The sequence below is a fragment of the Acinetobacter sp. ANC_7634 genome, from assembly GCF_056779875.1.
On sequence record NZ_JBWYIT010000005.1, the window covers coordinates 78,250 to 98,309 of the forward strand.

At 39.0% G+C, this 20,060-nt stretch carries 15 protein-coding genes and 1 tRNA gene; 11 read left to right on the top strand and 5 right to left on the bottom strand.

Annotated elements, in window-relative coordinates; genetic code table 11:
• Positions 1 to 19: 19 nt before the first annotated feature.
• From gltX to AC1M9A_RS07270, 4 genes are all read left to right on the top strand, one after another.
• Entirely contained in the window at positions 20 to 1,528 is a 1,509-nt protein-coding gene (gene gltX, locus AC1M9A_RS07255; protein ID WP_481609950.1) for a glutamate--tRNA ligase, read from the top strand.
• A 114-nt stretch (positions 1,529 to 1,642) separates the two neighbouring features.
• Positions 1,643 to 1,718: transfer RNA gene (locus tag AC1M9A_RS07260), tRNA-Glu, on the top strand.
• A gap of 105 nt (positions 1,719 to 1,823) precedes the next feature.
• Positions 1,824 to 2,165: a zinc-ribbon domain-containing protein gene (locus AC1M9A_RS07265; RefSeq protein ID WP_035263946.1), complete on the top strand. Its 342-nt coding sequence runs from the start codon at positions 1,824 to 1,826 to the stop codon at positions 2,163 to 2,165.
• A gap of 158 nt (positions 2,166 to 2,323) precedes the next feature.
• Positions 2,324 to 2,629 carry an SEL1-like repeat protein gene (locus AC1M9A_RS07270; RefSeq protein ID WP_051586493.1) on the top strand — a complete coding sequence of 102 codons (306 nt, stop codon included), beginning with the start codon at positions 2,324 to 2,326 and terminating at the stop codon, positions 2,627 to 2,629.
• 52 nt (positions 2,630 to 2,681) lie between these two features.
• On the opposite strand, the gene ettA is transcribed toward AC1M9A_RS07270, so the two are convergent.
• Entirely contained in the window at positions 2,682 to 4,343 is a 1,662-nt protein-coding gene (gene ettA / locus AC1M9A_RS07275; protein ID WP_035263944.1) for an energy-dependent translational throttle protein EttA, read from the bottom strand.
• Positions 4,344 to 4,641: 298 nt separating this feature from the next.
• On the opposite strand from ettA, the gene AC1M9A_RS07280 reads away from it, so the two are divergent.
• The 4 genes from AC1M9A_RS07280 to AC1M9A_RS07295 all read left to right on the top strand — a co-directional run bounded on the left by AC1M9A_RS07280 (position 4,642) and on the right by AC1M9A_RS07295 (position 7,896).
• Complete coding sequence (locus tag AC1M9A_RS07280; protein WP_035263942.1) at positions 4,642 to 5,919, top strand: O-acetylhomoserine aminocarboxypropyltransferase/cysteine synthase family protein; 1,278 nt, start codon at positions 4,642 to 4,644, stop codon at positions 5,917 to 5,919.
• A 242-nt stretch (positions 5,920 to 6,161) separates the two neighbouring features.
• Positions 6,162 to 7,049 carry an SDR family NAD(P)-dependent oxidoreductase gene (locus tag AC1M9A_RS07285; RefSeq protein WP_092767298.1) on the top strand — a complete coding sequence of 296 codons (888 nt, stop codon included), beginning with the start codon at positions 6,162 to 6,164 and terminating at the stop codon, positions 7,047 to 7,049.
• 116 nt (positions 7,050 to 7,165) lie between these two features.
• Entirely contained in the window at positions 7,166 to 7,465 is a 300-nt protein-coding gene (locus tag AC1M9A_RS07290) for a hypothetical protein (RefSeq protein WP_481609951.1), read from the top strand.
• A 113-nt stretch (positions 7,466 to 7,578) separates the two neighbouring features.
• Positions 7,579 to 7,896, top strand: a complete 318-nt coding sequence (locus AC1M9A_RS07295; protein WP_092767300.1) for a hypothetical protein — start codon at positions 7,579 to 7,581, stop codon at positions 7,894 to 7,896.
• 58 nt (positions 7,897 to 7,954) lie between these two features.
• Here AC1M9A_RS07295 and AC1M9A_RS07300 read toward each other — a convergent pair whose 3' ends face one another.
• Both AC1M9A_RS07300 and AC1M9A_RS07305 read right to left on the bottom strand, forming a co-directional pair.
• Complete coding sequence (locus tag AC1M9A_RS07300; RefSeq protein ID WP_481607868.1) at positions 7,955 to 10,150, bottom strand: bifunctional SulP family inorganic anion transporter/carbonic anhydrase; 2,196 nt, start codon at positions 10,148 to 10,150, stop codon at positions 7,955 to 7,957.
• 195 nt (positions 10,151 to 10,345) lie between these two features.
• Positions 10,346 to 12,712: a Tex family protein gene (locus tag AC1M9A_RS07305; protein ID WP_481609952.1), complete on the bottom strand. Its 2,367-nt coding sequence runs from the start codon at positions 12,710 to 12,712 to the stop codon at positions 10,346 to 10,348.
• 482 nt (positions 12,713 to 13,194) lie between these two features.
• Here AC1M9A_RS07305 and ompR point away from each other — a divergent pair, with 482 nt between their 5' ends.
• The 3 genes from ompR to AC1M9A_RS07320 all read left to right on the top strand — a co-directional run bounded on the left by ompR (position 13,195) and on the right by AC1M9A_RS07320 (position 17,253).
• Positions 13,195 to 13,959 (top strand): osmolarity response regulator transcription factor OmpR, encoded by a 765-nt coding sequence (gene ompR / locus AC1M9A_RS07310; RefSeq protein ID WP_035263934.1) that lies wholly within the window; start codon positions 13,195 to 13,197, stop codon positions 13,957 to 13,959.
• Between the two features lie 107 nt (positions 13,960 to 14,066).
• Positions 14,067 to 15,527: an ATP-binding protein gene (locus AC1M9A_RS07315; RefSeq protein ID WP_092767308.1), complete on the top strand. Its 1,461-nt coding sequence runs from the start codon at positions 14,067 to 14,069 to the stop codon at positions 15,525 to 15,527.
• Between the two features lie 208 nt (positions 15,528 to 15,735).
• Complete coding sequence (locus AC1M9A_RS07320; protein ID WP_092767310.1) at positions 15,736 to 17,253, top strand: acetyl-CoA hydrolase/transferase family protein; 1,518 nt, start codon at positions 15,736 to 15,738, stop codon at positions 17,251 to 17,253.
• Positions 17,254 to 17,649: 396 nt separating this feature from the next.
• Here AC1M9A_RS07320 and phoU read toward each other — a convergent pair whose 3' ends face one another.
• On the bottom strand, positions 17,650 to 18,375 hold the full coding sequence (gene phoU, locus AC1M9A_RS07325) for a phosphate signaling complex protein PhoU (protein ID WP_035263928.1): 726 nt from the start codon (positions 18,373 to 18,375) through the stop codon (positions 17,650 to 17,652).
• A gap of 96 nt (positions 18,376 to 18,471) precedes the next feature.
• The gene (gene abuO, locus AC1M9A_RS07330; protein WP_092767312.1) at positions 18,472 to 19,812 is read right to left on the bottom strand and encodes a multidrug efflux outer membrane protein AbuO; all 1,341 of its coding nucleotides are present in this window, start codon (positions 19,810 to 19,812) and stop codon (positions 18,472 to 18,474) included.
• Between the last annotated feature and the right edge of the window lie 248 nt (positions 19,813 to 20,060).

A 20,060-nucleotide genomic window follows, 5' to 3' on the forward strand; every position in this document is an offset into this window, starting at 1 on the left:
TTGATAACTTTTTCTGGCTATGACAGTTCGTACTCGTATTGCACCATCTCCTACAGGTTTCCCCCATGTAGGTACTGCTTATATCGCATTATTTAACCTATGCTTTGCTCAACAGCATGGCGGTGAATTTATCTTACGTATTGAAGATACAGACCAACTCCGTTCAACACCTGAATCAGAAAAAATGATTCTCGATTCATTGCGCTGGTTAGGTTTAAATTGGTCAGAAGGTCCAGATGTGGGTGGCCCTCATGCGCCATATCGTCAATCTGAACGTATGGATATTTATAAAAAATATGCGTTAGAACTGGTTGAAAAAGGTCATGCATTCTATTGTTTTGCCACTGCTGAAGAATTAGATCAAATGCGTGCAGAACAACAAGCACGTGGTGAATCTCCTCGTTATGATGGTCGTGGTCTAAAACATACGCCAGAAGAAGTTGAAAGACGTTTAGCGGCTGGCGAACCGCATGTTATTCGCATGAAAGTACCTGAAGAAGGGATTTGTAAATTTAATGACTTACTGCGTGGTGAAGTAGAAATCCCATGGGCACAAGTTGACATGCAAATTCTTCTGAAAACCGATGGCCTACCAACTTACCACTTAGCAAACGTTGTTGATGACCATTTAATGGAAATCACTCACGTGATTCGTGGTGAAGAATGGATTCCATCGGCACCTAAACACCAATTGCTTTACCAATATTTTGGTTGGGAAATGCCTGTGCTTTGCCACATGCCACTTTTACGTAACCCTGATAAGACAAAACTATCTAAACGTAAAAACCCAACTTCAATCAATTACTACAAAGATATCGGTGTATTACCAGAAGCATTATTAAACTATTTGGGTCGCATGGGTTGGTCAATGCCAGATGAACGCGAAAAGTTCAATTTGACTGAGATGATCGAGAATTTTGACATCCAACGTGTATCGCTTGGGGGTCCAATTTTCGATGTAGAAAAACTCAATTGGTTAAACGGTCAATGGATCAAAGCACTTAGCCCTGCTGAGCTTTTAAATACTTTATTGGCGTGGAAGGCAGATCGTGCCAAGTTAGAGGAAATTGCGGCTGCAATTCAACCACGTATTAACCTATTGTCTGAAGCAGTGAATTGGTCAGCACATTATTTTAATCACTTCCCTACACTGTCTAAAGCACAATTCGAAAGTAAAAAGTTATCTGAAGAGCAAGTTCGTCAAAGCCTACAATTTGCAATTTGGCGCTTAGAAAGCTTATTTACTTGGAATAATGACACTGTTAGCCAAACGCTAATGGATTTAGCTGCACAAATGGAAATTAAATTACGTGACTTTATGCCTGCGTTCTTTATTGCCATTGCGGGTTCTACTGCTTCAACGCCAGTGATGCAAACCATGGTGACCATTGGTCCTGATTTGACTTTTGCTCGCCTGCGTCATGCACTCGAAATCGTTGGCGGTCCAAGTAAAAAAGAGCTTAAAGTATGGGAAAAATTGAATGAAAGCTTAAAATTGCCGAAAAATGATGCAGTTGATGAAGCTTAATTAAATTTTTTATTGACGCATGAGTGTTATATCCCTAATATAGCGCTCACACAGATTGAGCACTTAGCTTGATACCTAGATTGCTTTTATAGCATTAACTGTGTTGCCTCATAAGTCCCTATCGTCTAGAGGCCTAGGACATCGCCCTTTCACGGCGGTAACCGGGGTTCGAATCCCCGTAGGGACGCCAAATTCTAAAAAACCACTGACCTCGATCAGTGGTTTTTTTTCATCTATACATTTTTGATTTTAGTTTCGATGTTATAGAATTAAGCAAAAGAAATACGGAGCGCTCATGCAGTACCAATGCCCTAAATGTCAAAGTCGTAAAATTCTTCCTTTAGCAAGTGCCAATGCACCTGCTGTACGACCAAATGTTCCTAAAAGCTTAATCATCCTCGTACCCACTCTATTTTTACTCCTATTATTGGTGATTATTAGCGTTGTACTGATGATTTTTAGTAATGGTGCTGGCGAGACACTTCAAATTGCAACTGTGATCGTATTTTTAATTGCAGTGATAGCGGGTGTGATGTTCTGGAAAGATTTACCAGATTTCAAAATTTCGATGCAAGCCTTCATGCAATCTCAAAAGAAATGGAAATGCCGTGAATGTAATCACGAATGGGAAAATTAATTGTTTATTTTCATCAGTCCTAAAAGCTCATTTGAACTTTTAGGACTTAAAATTAAATAAATTTAAATTTTATATATGAGTAGTAGACAAAACCTTCAAAAGAGCATAATTTAATGAAATAGATCTCATTTTTGCATGGATAAGCAAGGAGAACCATAATGATAATAAAACTATTTCAATCACTATTCTTTGATCTAAAACGTACTCGAACGGCTAATTTATCCAATCTCGAGCCATCCACATCCTTAAACCCTCGAAATCAAATGTGGTTATACCTACGTGATGCATTACGTGGGAATGCTGAAGCACAATATCAATTAGGTCTGAGTTACTTAAATGGTGAACTAGGTTTGGATCGAAATTATCAAATTGCTGAAAAATGGCTGAACCAATCAGCGAATGCTGGAAATGAAAATGCAAAAAGAACTCTACTTCAAGCTTATAGTCTTTTAGCATTTTCATAAAATTAATTCATAAAAAAACCAGCCTGAAGGCTGGTTTTTTTATTAGATGGAATTAACCACCAATTTTGCGATATTTTTGGCGCTTAGCCACTAGATCATCGCCATCGCGTTTACGACGGTATTCTTCGAACTCAGCATAGTTTCCTGTGAAGAATTCTGGTGTTTCACCTTCGAATGACAAGATGTGCGTTGCAATACGGTCTAGGAACCAACGGTCATGCGAGATGACCATTACAGTACCTGGGAATACTAAAATTGCATCCTCAAGCGCACGTAAAGTTTCGATATCCAAGTCGTTCGATGGTTCATCGAGAAGGATAACGTTTGCGCCCATTTGTAGAATTTTCGCAAGTTGTAAACGGTTACGCTCACCACCTGACAATTGACCTACACGCTTCTGCTGATCTTGGCCTTTAAAGTTAAAACGACCAATATATGCACGTGATGCGATTTCATATTCACCAATACGTAAGATATCTAAACCGCCAGAAACTTCCTCCCAAACCGTTTTATTGTTATCTAAGGTGTCACGAATCTGACCCACGTAAGCCACTTTAACTGACTCACCTAGCGTTACCGTACCTGTATCAGGTTGTAATTCACCTGTCATCATACGGAATAGTGTGGTTTTACCCGCACCGTTCTCACCCACGATACCCACGATCGCACAAGGTGGAACAACAAAAGATAAATCTTTGTAAAGCGTACGATCACCAAACGATTTGCTGATACCTTCAACTTCCACAACCTTGTTCCCTAGACGTGGACCAGGTGGAATGTAGATTTCAGACGTTTCGTTACGTTGTTGGAATTCACGAGAGTTAAGCTCTTCAAAGCGTTCCATACGTGCTTTATTTTTCTTTTGCTGACCTTTTGCATTAGAACGAACCCATTCAAGTTCTTTTTTCAATGCTTTAGCAAAAGATTCTTCTTGCTTCTGTTCTTGCTCTAAGCGGGCATTTTTCTGCTCTAACCAAGAAGAATAATTACCTTGATAAGGGATACCCATACCACGGTCAAGCTCAAGAATCCACTCAGCAACGTTATCCAAGAAATAACGGTCATGCGTAATCGCAACGATTGTACCAGGGAAATCTTTTAAGAAACGTTCCAACCATGAAACAGATGATGCATCCAAATGGTTCGTCGGTTCGTCAAGAAGCAACATGTCTGGTTTAGACAAGAGCAAACGGCAAAGTGCCACACGACGGCGCTCACCACCTGACAATTTAGTGACATCAGCATCCCAAGCTGGCAAGTTTAACGCTGCCGCTGCTTGTTCAAGCTGGTTATTTAAGTTATGCGCATCCCAAGTTTGAATAATTGCTTCAAGCTTTTCTTGCTCTTTTGCAAGTGCATCAAAGTCGGCATCTTCAGCTGCATATTCAGCGAAAACTTCATCAAGACGAGCTAATGCATCAAGTGCTTCACGAACGCCATCTTCAACGTTGCCACGAACGTCTTTTGTTTCATCTAATGGCGGCTCTTGCTCAAGGTAGCCGATCTTGATACCTGGTTGTGCACGAGCTTCACCAGAGAAATCTTTATCTACACCAGCCATAATACGAAGCAAGGTAGATTTACCTGCACCGTTTAAACCAAGAACACCAATTTTAGCGCCCGGGAAAAATGATAAAGAGATGTCTTTAAGGATTTCGCGCTTAGGCGGAACCATCTTAGAGACACGGTTCATCGTGTAAATATATTGGGCCACGTAGGACTCCTCTATAAAAAAAACAAAATCCGCTGTAAATACAAATCGCGGACAAATAATTAGGGAGCATTATACGATGAATACGATAAAAACATAAGCCATACGCCCGAACTTGCAAGGAATGTTACAAGTTTATTTTTTCATCAAACTTACCATTCAAAGTGCACAAGAATATGGCTTTTAAATGAGCAACATATGAGAATTTTAGATAACTTTTTCAATATTTTATAAATTTTATAATATGATTAGGGTGCTATATTCTCATTGAACAATTTTTAAACCACAAGAAGATCTCAAAATGACATATAAGGACGAAACCCTCGCCATCCATGCTGGATACTCACCTGAACCAACGACTAAAGCAGTTGCGGTACCCATTTATCAAACGACGTCTTACTCATTTGATAATACGCAACATGGCGCAGACCTATTCGATTTAAAGGTCTCTGGGAATATTTATACACGGATTATGAACCCAACGACTGCTGTGCTTGAACAACGTATTGCAGCACTCGAAGGTGGGATCGGCGCATTAGCACTTGCATCAGGTATGGCAGCCATTACCTATGCCATTCAAACCATTGCTGAAGCTGGGGACAATATCGCTTCTGTATCTACACTTTATGGTGGTACATATAATTTATTTGCACATACGCTACCAAAACAAGGGATCGAAGTGCGCTTCTTCGATTATCAAAATCCAGAAAGTTTGCGAGCACTTGTTGATGAAAAAACTAAATTAGTCTTCGTTGAGTCTATTGGTAACCCGCTCGGCAATATTATTGATTTAGAAGCGATTTCTAAGCTTGCACATGAACTTGGCATTCCTGTAATTGTGGACAATACAGTTGCTACACCAGTACTTCAAAAATCTTTTGAATTTGGTGCAGATATTGTTGTTCACTCTCTAACCAAGTACATCGGCGGACATGGTAATTCGATCGGCGGTATCATTGTTGACAGCGGTAAATTCCCTTGGGGTAAATATCCAGATCGTTTTAAAGCGTTAAATACGCCCGATCCAAGCTATCACGGCGTGAACTATGTCGAAGCGCTTGGTGAAGCAGCTTATATTGCACGTGCTCGTGTCGTGCCATTACGCAACACAGGTGCAGCGATTAGCCCACAAAATGTTTTCTTAATCCTGCAAGGTTTAGAAACATTAAGTTTACGTATGGAACGTCATACTGAAAATGCTTTAAAAGTTGCTCAATATTTACAAGCTCATCCAAAAGTAAAATGGGTAAATTACGCAGGACTACCTGATCACCCGCAACATGCTTTAGCTCAGAAATACGTTAAGGGCAAACCTTCAGCAATTCTTTCATTTGGTGTACAGGATGGCTTAGCAGGCGGAACTCGCTTTATAGATGCCCTACAATTATTCACACGATTGGTGAATATCGGTGATGCAAAAAGCTTAGCATGTCACCCAGCAACTACAACGCATCGCCAACTGAATGAAGAAGAGTTAAAAGCTGCTGGCGTTTCTACGGATATGGTTCGCTTATCTATTGGAATCGAACATGCTGACGATTTAATCGCCGACCTAGAACAAGCGCTCGCTCAAGTTTAATCTTGGTAATACATTAGAAATAAAGCCTCATGACTGGGGCTTTATCCTCATTTACCATATCGTCCTTTTTCAATTATTTTATTCGTATTACCACAATAAAAAATTAGAGCATTTACTCTAATTTTTACAATAAATTCATAAACTTATGCCATGGTTTATTTTCATTTTTCCACTATGCTGATTTGTATGACACGTTTAAAAATACGTGTTCCACAATTCATTGCATTTACAGGGAGAATGAAGTGAATAAAAAATTAGAACAGCGTTTTAAAAAACGTGTCCATGGAAAAAATATTCTGATTACAGGCGCGTCCAGTGGTATCGGTTTAACTGTTGCACATCAATTGGCTGCGGCAGGTGCGCATGTATTATTGGTGGCACGAACTGAGGAAACTTTACAACAAGTAAAATATGAGATTGAGCAAAAAGGGGGAAAAGCTGACATTTTTCCTTGTGATTTGAATGATATGAGTTCAATCGATGCTGTAACGCAACAAATCTTCAATAGCGTCACACATATTGATATTTTAATTAATAATGCAGGTCGTTCGATTCGCCGTGCAGTCCATGAGTCCATCGACCGTTTTCACGATTTTGAACGCACGATGCAACTCAACTATTTTGGTGCTGTTCGCCTCATTTTAAATATCCTTCCACATATGATAGACCGTGAACGTGGACATATTATTAATATTAGTTCAATTGGTGTATTAGCCAATGCTACACGCTTCTCTGCATATGTCGCTTCAAAAGCTGCATTGGATGCATTTAGCCGTTGCCTATCAGCTGAAGTCCATGCGCATAATATCGCTATCACCTCGGTCTACATGCCTTTGGTCAGAACGCCGATGATCGCTCCAACTAAAATATATAAATACGTGCCAGCACTTTCACCGAATCAAGCTGCAGATTTAATCGCTGGTGCTATTGTGAACCGTCCAAAAAAGGTAGCGACTGGTCTTGGAAAACTTGCATCAATTACTTATGCAATTGCACCTGATATTAATAATAAATTGATGTCGATTGGATTTAATTTATTTCCAAGCTCTACTGCTTCTGTCGGTCGCCAAGAGAAATTAAACATTGTACAGCGTGCATATGCCCGACTATTTCCTGGCGAACATTGGTGATCGAACAAGTTAATTTAAGTACTTTGTGAGATGATTTTGTTACATTTTCACTGTGTGATTTTAATTATTCTTTAAGAATTAAATGCCATGATCAAAACATAAAATAGGAGTTTGTCATGGCTCAAATTTATTTTTTTAGATTATTTTTTCTAGCAGTTGCTGTTTTGATTTTTACTCAAATCATGAGCATGATTATTCAGCAACATTACTCATTCGACACCTTATTACAGCTAGGTTTATTTTTAATTTTGCTTGAGCTGGGATTCAGCATAAAACCAGCCGATGCTCAAAATAAAACTGAATTGGATCAACAGCAGATGAATCATGCCAAAGCACCAAAGTCTTATGCATATCATTTGTCAAAAATAGGTTTAGGCACTATTGCATTCAGCTTGATCTTACCGAATCTTATTTAGTGCTAATCATGATTGGGTTCAAATCTAGGCGTAAAAAAAATTTTGAGATCATTCGTTAGGCGGCAGAGTTATGTTATAAACCTTGCATCTTATTGATTTTATGCTTTGTACTTATGCGTGGTTTAGCTTTAGTGCTGCAATGTGCAGCCATCGCATTTGCGATATTCCTCATTTATCAAGTTACTCTCGGTTTTTATACTCAAGAATTTAAAGTTTTAGACGTAGTCGCAGATGTAGGAACTATTCTCATCTGTATCGATCTTGCCGTATTCTTGTGGCATAGCCGCCAAACTAAAGCTGCCAACCTACAAGACTATGCACAAAAGATCGAACAATCAGTTCCAAAATTCGTAAAAATTTCACGAAAATTAGGTCATCTCGGGATTTTATTGATCTTAACCAGCTGGATTGTCCCCATGATTAATGGATAAATTAAAAACCTCCCATTTGGGAGGTTTTTAATATCACTTACTGATGAAATGAGATCATTTAAGATAAAAAGTTGACTTGACCAGATTTCACATCATAGATTGCGCCAACAATCCCAATCTCTTTACGCTCAATCATGTCTCTTAACGTGTCACTATTTTTAATAATATAATTAATATTATTTCGCACATTTAACACAGTTACGGCATCAATAAAATTGGTTGTAAGTTGATAATTACTCATATCATTTTTGACTGTTTCCGCCGCCTGCATAATCGGCTTCAAAAAATGCTGAACGTTCGGTGTATCTTTTAGTTGACTCAAATCCACTTTTTGCTCAAATAAATGACAAGCAGATCCTACCGCACCACAGTCCGTATGCCCCAATACCACGATCAGTTTTGAACCTTTGGTTTTACATGCAAACTCTAAAGAGCCCACGACTTTTTGACCAGCAATATTTCCAGCAATACGCAAACTGAATAAATCACCGATTCCTACATCAAAAATGCGCTCTGTCGGTGCTCTAGAATCCATACAACCCAACACTGCAGCAATAGGATGTTGCCCTGCATTTGACGTCACTTGAATTTGGCGAGCAATATTATGGTGTAAACGCTGATGATTAATAAAACGCAAGTTCCCGTCTTTTAGCATCTGTAAAACTTGATCAGGACTGAGCTGTTTTTGGAGTTCTTGCGTACTCACATCAAGATCGAGCTCGTCCTCTTTTATTTCAGGATAATGTGCTTTAAAACCTTGTAAATTAACTTTTATCCCCTGCTTTACCGCCACTTCACTTTGAAAGTCCTTAATAATTTGATAGATATCTGGATCAATATAATAGGTATTGGATGCATCGATTAGCACATTTTCATGCGGTTTAACTTTTTCTAAAGCGGTGACGAGTGCGGCACGATTTAAAAAACTTAAATTCGGTGCTAATTCAATACGGGTAAGTGAACCATGCAAGTGTTTTTCATGGATCACACGTACACCACGGTGTAAATGACTCTGTAAGATAATCAATAAACTGATCACTAGACCAATCATGATACCTTTCAGTAAATCAGTTGCAATGATTGCAACTACCGTGACAATAAAAGGTAAAAATTGTTTCCAACCTTGCGCATAAATCCGTTTAAATAGGCTTGGTGTTGCCAATTTAAATCCAGTCAAGATTAAGATTGCTGCCAATGAAGATAGCGGTATCGCATTGATTAATGGGGTGAGCGCCACCACTGCAACAATCAGTAAAAAACCATGAAAGATTGCAGAAAATTTGGTTTTAGCTCCACTGGTTGCATTCACTGAACTACGAACAATGACTGAGGTAATCGGCATACCACCGATCAATCCTGACATAGAGTTTCCAACACCCTGTGCAAATAATTCACGATTCGGTGGTGATGAGCGCTTTTGTGGATCCATCTTATCGGCAGCTTCTAAATTCAATAGTGTTTCAAGAGAAGCTACCACCGCTAATGTAATTGCACCCGTATAAATTAAACTATTATTCCAATACGAAAAATCTGGAAACTGGAAAATCGTTTCTGAACCAGAAAAGATATTCGGAAGATTAATCAATTGTTGAGGGTTTACTGCATATGGAGAGCCGATTTTCAACATGATAAAGTTAAGAAGTCCAGCAAATATCACCGCAATCAAGGCTGAAGGCAGCGGCAGTTTTTTTAATTTACTACTATCCCACAGTAGGATTAACGCAATACAACTTAGACCAATTAATCCTGAGCCAATATCAATATGACTCAGTACAGATTGAATTGACCATTGATCAATCAAAACAAAGCCTTTGACATCCAAACCAATCAATTTAGGTAATTGACTGATAATCAGTAACAGACCAATCGCGGCAAGCAATCCCAAAATCACATTGGTGGGTACGAAATTTGAGAAAACACCTAACCTAAAAATACCAAATAATATTTGTAAAATTCCAGCTAAAAACAATGTGAACAAAAAGGCTTGATAATTACCTTGTAGTAATTCAATTTGGGTCAATACAATCGCCACTAAGCCTGCAGCGGGACCAGATACACTGATATGTGAGCCACTAAAAAAACCAACAACGATTCCACCAATCACGCCAGCAATAATGCCTGAAATGAGTGGTGCACCTGATGCATGAGCTATGCCCAAACAAAGCGGAAGTGCAACAAGGAAAACAACCAGACCTGAGAGCAAATCACGATTATAAAATCGAGGTTTCAGCTCGTTATTTTGAGATATACTCATGTTTAATTTCTCTTAATTATATGACTTATAAAGTTAAAAATAATTTTGAAGTGAATTGATTATTAAGTTTTTCTTGTTGTTTTATACCATCTTAAAGTTTACATTTAAAATAAATCACCTTGATGTTCTTCATTTATTTAAAAACATAAGCATAAAAAAACCTCCCATATGGGAGGTTTTTTACCTGATTAAAGATTACTTCGAACCTTTAACCCCTGCTTGTAATAATAATGCACCTAAACCACCAATCTTCTGTTCTTGTGGTTTCTGCTGCTGAGGTTTTTTCGCATGTTGTGGGCGATCACCCTGTGGACGTGCTTGCTGAGGACGCTTCGCGTGTGGTTTACGCTCACCACGTTGCTCTTGCTGGCCATGAGTTTCACGACGTGGCTGGCGCGGTGCCTTCGCAGGTGCTTCAGATCCTGCAGGGCGCATCGATAAATTAACACGATTACGTTCCACATCAACTTGTAACACACGCACTTGAACAATTTGCCCTGGTTTCACAAACTTATGTGGATCAGAAATAAATTCATTCGCTAGTTCTGAAATATGAACTAAACCATCTTGATGAACACCAACATCAACAAATGCACCAAAGTTCGTTACATTGGTCACTACACCTTCAAGCTCTAAGCCTTCAGTCAGTTGTGAAACCTCAGTAATGTCATCACGGAACTTCGCTGTACGGAACTCTGGACGTGGATCACGACCTGGTTTTTCAAGCTCCGCCAAAACATCTTGGATCGTTGGTAAACCAAATTTGTCATCAACAAACTCTTCAGGTTTAACCTGACGAATGATTTCAGTATTGCCAATAATATCTTTTACAGTGGTCGCTTTCGCTTCAACAATCTTGTTGACTAAACCATAAGACTCAGGATGAACTGCTGAAGCATCCAATGGCTCTGAACCGTCTTGAATACGTAAGAAACCTGCAGCTTGCTCAAAAGTACGCTCACCTAAGCGTGGTACTTTTTTCAAATCTTGACGATTATCAAAACGACCATTCTCTTTACGGTAGTCTACAATTTGCTGTGCTATAGATTTGTTTAATCCTGCGATGTAACCCAAAATCGCTGTAGATGCTGTATTCACATCTACACCAACTGAGTTCACACAGTCTTCCACTACAGCTTCAAGCGTTTTTGCCAAGCCTGTTTGATTCACATCGTGTTGATATTGACCTACACCAATTGATTTAGGATCAATCTTCACAAGTTCAGCCAATGGATCTTGTAAACGACGCGCAATAGATACTGCACCACGAATCGATACGTCTAAATCTGGTAATTCTTGTGAAGCCAATTCAGATGCTGAATATACTGAAGCACCTGCTTCAGATACAGACACGCGCGTTAATTTAAGATCAGCATGAGCAGCCATCATTTCCGCAACAACAGCTTCTGTTTCACGACTCGCGGTACCGTTACCAATAGCAATTAGCTCAACATTGAATTCACGGCATAAACGTGCCAATTCATTGATTGAGCCTTCTTTATCTTCTTTAGGTGCGAATGGATAAATCGTGCTGTGTGCCAGTACATCTCCAGATGCATTCACGACAGCCAATTTCACACCCGTACGGATACCAGGATCCACACCTAAAGTAGTACGTGAACCTGCTGGTGCAGATAAAAGTAAATGACGTAAATTTTCTGCAAATACTTGCATTGCTTCTGCTTCAGCAGCCAAACGCTTTTCTGTCAGAAGTGAATGCTCAATTGTAGGCCGGACTTTGCCGAGCCAGAATAATTTTGCAGTTTGCTTCAGAAAATCTTGACGGGCTTGAGGTTGAACTTGATCAAGATTGTATTCAGTTTCAATGCGCGCCAAAGGAGCATCATTTTCACCATCAACTTTTAGACCGAGTACATTCTCTTGACGTCCACGTAACATTGCCAATAAGCGATGTGATGGAACTTTGTTTAAGTTTTCAGAAAAATCGAAGTAGTCACGGAATTTTTTACCAACTTCTTTTTTCTCTTCACTAGCAACTAAGCTTTTTAACACTGCTGTTTTTGCAAACATCGCTTTAAGCTCTGTCGTGAGTGCAATATTTTGTGCCCAGTCATCAATGAGAATATGCTGAACAGCGTCTAATTGACTCTCTAAATCAGGATAATCTTCATGATTAAATCCTGCTAAAGCTTCTGCAGGTTCAACATTTTCATTATAGATTTTTTCAGCGATTGGGCCTAAACCAGCCTCTTTTGCTTTAAATGATTTACTCGTACGTTTTGGACGATACGGTGCGTAAATTTCTTCTAATGCATTTTTTGTTTCAACGGCATTGACGCGAGCTAACAAATCATCCGTGAGTTTATTTTGTTCTTTCAGTGATTCAATGACCTTTTCACGGCGTTCAAATAAATCACGAAGGTAAGTTAATCGGGTATCCAGTTGACGTAACTGCGTATCGTCTAAGCCTTGAGTTACTTCTTTACGGTAACGTGCAATAAATGGAACACTAGAACCTTCATCAATCAGCTTAATGGCAGCTTCTACTTGGTTTGGACGTACGGCAAGTTCACTTGCCAACTGCTGAACTAAGTCAGTCATCGTGTTAAATTCCACAAGGATAAGGACTAAAAGTTAGTGATTATAAAGACCGAGACTATAAAATCCACAATTGTTTTGAATATTTGCAATGAAATTTTAAATAAAAGTCTCAATTTTTCTAGTTTTATCTCCCAAAGAAAAAGCTTCTGGTGAAGTCTCTGATCAATTATTTGAGTGTAATGCCTCATTGTGTCATCACTTTGACAATGAACTAAAACATTTAACTCTTTATAATCACTTTATTTTTCTGATTTTGATGTAAATTTTTTGCTTTCAATAGCACTTCAAATTAGCTTCATATTGAATAGCGATTTTATTTTAAATTATTTGCTTAAAAACAGGTCAATACATGTTGTGATTTGGTTTCAGAACACACTTAAAATTGTAATTTTGAGCAATTTGATACATAGTCTTAACAAGAACTTAGGCATTATACTGAGACAAATGACTATTTATAAATACAACTTTTAAGGGAGTGCATCATGAGTTTAGTTGTACCTGCTGAAAATACTGATGTAGTACACAATGACACTGACAGAGTTGAACGCATTCTGGTCGTCGACGATGATGTGCGTCTTCGTACCCTTTTACAACGGTTTTTAGAAGATAAAGGTTTTGTGGTTAAAACCGCACATGATGCCACGCAAATGGATCGGTTATTACAACGTGAACTTTTCTCGCTCATCGTTTTAGATTTTATGCTTCCTGTAGAAGATGGTTTGAGCATTTGTCGTCGTTTAAGGCAGTCTAACATTGACACGCCTATTATTATGCTCACTGCACGTGGTAGCGACTCTGATCGTATTGCAGGGCTTGAAGCAGGTGCTGATGACTATCTACCAAAACCATTCAACCCAAATGAATTGTTAGCTCGTATCCGAGCTGTACTACGTCGACAAGTGCGTGAGGTTCCTGGGGCACCAAGCCAGAATGTTGAAGTGGTTTCATTTGGTCCTTGGTCACTCGATCTATCGACTCGAACATTGACTCGTGAGGGTCAAGTGGTGACCTTAACTACTGGTGAATTCGCAGTACTCAAAGCATTGGTGCAACATCCTCGTGAACCGTTGACACGTGATAAATTAATGAATTTGGCACGTGGTCGTGAATGGGGAGCAATGGAACGCTCTATTGATGTTCAAGTCTCTCGTTTACGTCGTTTAATCGAGGAAAATCCGGCTCGTGCACGCTATATTCAAACGGTGTGGGGTGTGGGATACGTATTCGTACCAGATGGTGCAGAATAATTTTTTAAACAATGGACTCCGCCATCAATGATGTCGGGGTCTTTATTTTATGTATTAAACAATTACATGCACTTATTCTTTTTCAGCCCAAACTCTCAGGTTAGACCGTGAAACTTGATCCTATTGACCCACAAAAATTTAATGAATTTGTTGCGTATTCAGAGCGAAAACGAACGAAATGGGAACGCTTTCTTGACAAAATCAAGCCGCGCTCCGCTGCAATGCGAACAACAGTTTTGGTTGTTTTTGTGGTGTTCTTTAGTCTGTTTATGTCACTTTGGTTTTTTTGGAAAACCCTCTATTTACCAGAGATTCAACAGCATGCACGCTACCTTGCGGTTGAACTCGAAATTATCAACAACCCCGACCTTCGAATTTTTCATGGTGACACTGAACTTGATGTTGACACATGGTTAAAACAGCGTGTTGGAATTGAATACGTTACAGACCCTGCTGCGTTCCCCAACCAGCGCGATAAAGTCATTGCTGAATTCTTTACGAACCAAGTTGAAAAACGTTTGGCCAAAGAGCTCGACGTGCCTGAGGTCACCGTCTATTTCCAATTTAAACCTAGCCCACGTATTTGGATTCAAACCCCAGAAATGAACGGGAATTGGGTTCAAGAACCGTTAAAAACTTATGCAAATTATAGCCCCGAATTGATTTTGGCATGGTTTCTTGGCGTACCGCTGATTTCAGCCATGATTATCTTAACTTTAGTGAGACAGCTCAATCGCCCACTACGCCGACTGCAAAATGCAGCAAATAGCTACAGTAAAACTGGAAAAGCCCCCTATCTTGAGACGAACCACGGACCTTTGGAAATCCGCCAAGTCAACCAAGCCTTTAATCATATGATTTATACATTGGAGCTCACTGAACGTGATCGTCAAATTATGTTGGCTGGTATTTCACATGATTTAAGAACCCCGCTCACTCGAATTCGACTGAGTGCTGAAATGATGTCAGATGATGACTTCTTGAAAGAAGGCTTAATCTTTGATGTGGATGATATGGATGCCATTCTTAATCAGTTTATTTCTTACATGCGTGATGGTTCAGATGAAGACCTAAAAGAAACCAATATCAATACCCTTTTGCAAGAATTGGTTATTCAGTTTAAACCCCTGGATATTCGCTTTGAACCAGAAGAACTCCCACTGATTACTGCTCGTTCGCTTTCCCTCAAGCGCTTAATTGGTAACTTAATTAATAATTCTAAGCGTTATGGTGCTGAACCCATTGAGCTAAGTGCGAAAGTCGAGGGAGATCATCTAAAAATTTGTGTTGCTGATCACGGTGATGGAATCCCAGAAGATCAAATTGCAGACCTTATGCAACCTTTTGTACGTGGCAATGAAGCACGTACCATCCAAGGGAGTGGTCTTGGTTTAGCTATTGTAAAACGAATTGTCGATATTCATGAAGGTGAATTAAAAATTCATAATCGTCCTGAAGGAGGTCTTGAAGCTATCATTCTACTGCCCCTTTCAACACCTCAAGTTGCTGATATTTCAACCAATAGCACCTTAGATAAAATCAGGCAAACCATCACCGAACGATTTTGATGAATGGTGAATAGTTGAACGGTTGAATTGGTTTAATTATTCACCACAATGAAAATTAAAAATAAAAAACAATATCTTACAAACCATAATATATCTTTATATCCGCATTTTTTGAAAAAATTAGACCTTAGCCTAACAGGTATGCAAAATGGCTCGCTTGATCGGTACAATCGGTGCCAGATCCAGAATATCAAGAGAAGAGTAAACCATGTCTTTAGATCGCATTCGTTTAGAGTCACTTCATGAAAAAGTCATTTCAGCTGAACAAGCTTCAACGTTTATTGAAGATGGCATGACCGTAGGTATGAGTGGTTTCACGCGTGCTGGTGAAGCTAAAGCAGTTCCATTGGCATTGGTAAAACGCGCTCATACAAACCCTTTAAAGATCACTTTAATCACTGGTGCGTCTTTGGGTAATGACTTAGATAAACAGTTAACTGAAGCTGGCGTATTGGCTCGTCGTCTACCTTTCCAAGTCGATAATACTTTGCGTAAGGCGATCAATAAAGGCGAAGTAATGTTTATTGATCAGCATTTGTCAGAAACTGTTGAACAAATGCGTAATAAACAATTGAAAAAGCCTGATATTGCTGTAATCGAAGCTGTAGCAATTACTGAAGATGGTGGCATCATTCCAACGACTTCAGTAGGTAACTCAGCAAGCTTTGCAATCTTTGCAGAAAAAGTAATTGTTGAAATTAACACAAATTTAAGCCCAGCATTCGAAGGCTTGCACGATATTTATATCCCATCTTATCGTCCGACACGTCAGCCGATTCCACTCACTCAAGTCGATGAGCGTATTGGTACACATGCAATTAATATCGATCCTGCTAAAATTGTTGGCATCGTATTTAACAGCGAATTCCATGATTCTCCATCAACAGTCACTGCACCAGATGATGAGACTCAAGCAATTGCAAACCACTTAATCGAATTCTTTGAAAAAGAAGTGGCTGAAGAACGTCTTCCTAAAAATTTAGGTCCATTACAAGCAGGTATTGGTTCAATTGCGAATGCGGTATTAACGGGTCTTAAAGAATCGAATTTTGAAGATCTCATCATGTACTCAGAAGTACTTCAAGACTGTACTTTTGAATTAATTGATGCTGGTAAAATGAAATTCGCTTCTGGCTCATCAATTACACTTTCTGCACGTTATGGTGAAAAAGTATTCAATAATCTTGAGCAATACAAAGACAAACTTGTATTACGCCCTCAAGAAATTTCAAACCACCCAGAATTGGTACGCCGTTTAGGGATTATCGGGATCAATACTGCGCTTGAATTTGACATCTACGGCAATGTGAACTCTACGCACGTATGTGGTTCAAAAATGATGAATGGTATTGGTGGTTCAGGTGACTTCGCACGTAATGCGCATATCGCAATCTTCGTGACTAAATCAATCGCTAAAGGCGGTGACATTTCATCTGTAGTGCCGATGGCATCTCACGTAGATCACACAGGTCATGACGTAGACGTTCTTGTGACTGAACAAGGTCTTGCTGATTTACGTGGTCTTGCACCGCGTGAACGTGCACGTGCAATCATCGATAACTGTGTTCACCCATTGTATAAAGATGCATTAAACGACTATTTCGATCGTGCATGTGCTAAAGGTGGACAAACTCCTCACCTACTTACAGAAGCGCTCTCTTGGCATTCTAATTTCGAAGAAACAGGTCATATGTTATCTGCACCTGCTGAAGCAAAATCTGCATAAGTATGACTTAAAAAAGCCCTGAATATCAGGGCTTTTTTTATTTCAAAGATTCTAAAATACTTTTAGATCATCATAATAGTTGACATAAACCAATAAAATAGGCAGGATTGAATAAGATACTTAAATGTGAACTGTTTTACATTTTATTAATATTAAATTACACAAAATCACACTTTTACAGCTGAACTTTACACATAATTTAAATATTATTATTTCATAGCAAGATTATGAGTGAACAAATAATAATAACAGCGTACTGTTTCATCAGTTTTCCTTCCTAGATTTCCCCCAAAATCTAGGAATTTTTTTGTCTATATGTTTTACAGAACTCAAGTTTAGTGTCCACATAAAAAACCTCGATATTCGAGGTTTTTTGTGTTTGAGACGAATTCTATTTTAATGATTACCTTGAACTTTTTCCTCAATCTCTTCCACACTGGTGTGACGAACATCGTAGCCTTTAGCCATATAAATCACTTGTTCAGAAATATTACGCGCATGGTCACCAATACGCTCTAGAGATCGCAGCACCCACATGACATTCAGAACACGAGAAATATGACGAGGATCCTCAATCATGTAAGTCATTAATGTACGTGTAGCAGATTGGTATTCACGATCGATATCTGCATCAGCCAACAATACTTTTAGTGCTTGCTCTGCATCAACGCGTGCAAATGCATCCAATGCATCATGAATCATTACTCGAACTTGGTTACCGATATGACGTGTTTCCATATAACCACGAGGTGACTCACCTTCTTCACATAGATTTTGGGCTATACGTGCAATTTTAGCTGCTTCATCACCTATACGTTCTAAATCGGTATTGGCCTTGCTCATTGCAATCACCATACGGAGATCACTTGCAGCAGGATGACGGCGTACTAAAATCAAAGTCAAGCCTTCATCAATTTCACGCTCGTAGCGGTTTACCGTATTATCTTGAAATTGGACATCTACAGCCAAATTCACATTGGTGTCTAAAAGAGCATGAATGGCATTAGCAACTTGTTGCTCAACCAAACCACCCATCGCCATAAATTTGGTATGGACATCTTGCAAATCTTCGTTAAATTGAGAAGAAATATGGTGGCTAAGTACAGGATTATTAGAGCTCAAAGTCTTATTACTCCACACAGCGTGAATGGATTGAAATTTTTGCCATATTAAAGCATATCAATTGTGAATATTTGATGACAAAACAATCAATTTATTCTATTTTTCAACTAACCATGCATTCATTTGACGAAGCTCATTTTCATTCAATTGTCCCACAGAAGCCTTCAACCTCAACACATTCAACACATAATCATATTGAGCATTCACAAAATCTAATCGCGTTGCAAAAGCATTTCTTTGTGCAAGCAACACATCAACCATACTTTTAAGCCCTTCATCATACTGAGCTTGGGATGCTTTCGCGACTAATGCGGAAGAATCCATGGCAGCTTTGCGCGCTTGCAATGTAGCACTATCCATATCAATTTGTAGGTAAGATTTTTTAGCATCTGTGGTTGCTTTACGTATCGCAGCTTCTAATTGGCGTTCCGACTTTTCAACATTTTTTGTCGCTTTATCAATATTAATTTTAGTTCGTCCACCGGTATAGGCATTCCAGTTCATTTCTACACCCACCTGATCAAATTTCCCATCACTTGATATAGCTGTTTGTGGTGACTGTTCACTATAACCATAAGTGGCTACTGCTTCGACTTGAGGATAAAGCGCCGCTTGCTCTACACGTCGCTGATCATTGGCATATTGACGTTGCAAACGCGCTTGTAGAATTTCAAGATTCTGTTCTTGAGCTAATTTAGTCCATTCACTCATGATATTCGGTACAGGCTTTTGATACTCGAAATCATCACTTAAAACAGCGAGCTTTTCTTGGTAAGGTCCAATCAACTGAGCAAGTTGCTCTTGTGCCAAGATTAATTGAACACCTGTCGCAATTCGATTTGCTCGCGCATTTTGATATTGTGCATTCGCTTCGCTCACATCGCTTTCAGCAACTAAACCTTCTTTGAGTTTGGCATTCATCATATTGAGCTGCTCGAATAATGCTTTTTCTTCTTGAGCGTTAGTGAGCGTTAAAGCCTGTTGACGTAGTACATTAAAATAAGCTTCAGAGACATTTAATATATGTTGTTGCTGTTGCTGTTTTAAAGTGACTTCACTCAGTTGAACTGAGGTTTTTACCTGTTTATATCCCTGCCAAGCATCCATTCTGAAAATGGGTTGTCGTGCAGTAATCGCAATTTGACGAGTGGTCGATGTCGATGCCAACAGGTCAGAACTATTAAAAAAAGGATTCGATTCTGTACTTGAACGATTTACATCTTGGTTTTTACGCGTCACATTTCCTGAAACAGTTACTGTCGGCAGCAAATTACCTTTTGCTAAACCTATATTTAACTGATCAGCCTCATACTGCAAAACGTTGGCTTGCCAATTTGGATCGGTTTGCTTTGCTCGCTCATAGGCTTCAACGAGGTTCAATGCAAAGCTCATCGGGCTAAGCGCAATTAAACTGACTGCAAGTAGAGTTTTTTTCATGATAATGACTTCACAGTACCTTAAGCATTTGAATAACAAGTAATTAGAATAGGATGTTGCAAATATAATCTTTAATCGAGCTTTTTACGTATCAATTTTATTATTTTTTCATTTAATCCGGAGAATTATTTTGAATTATGCGCATTGATGTATGTTTTTCATACATTATTTTAACGCTTGATTGCGAAGCAACTACAATAAATTTCAGTGTACGGTTTTAAAATAAGTGAAAATCTATTTGCGCCTCA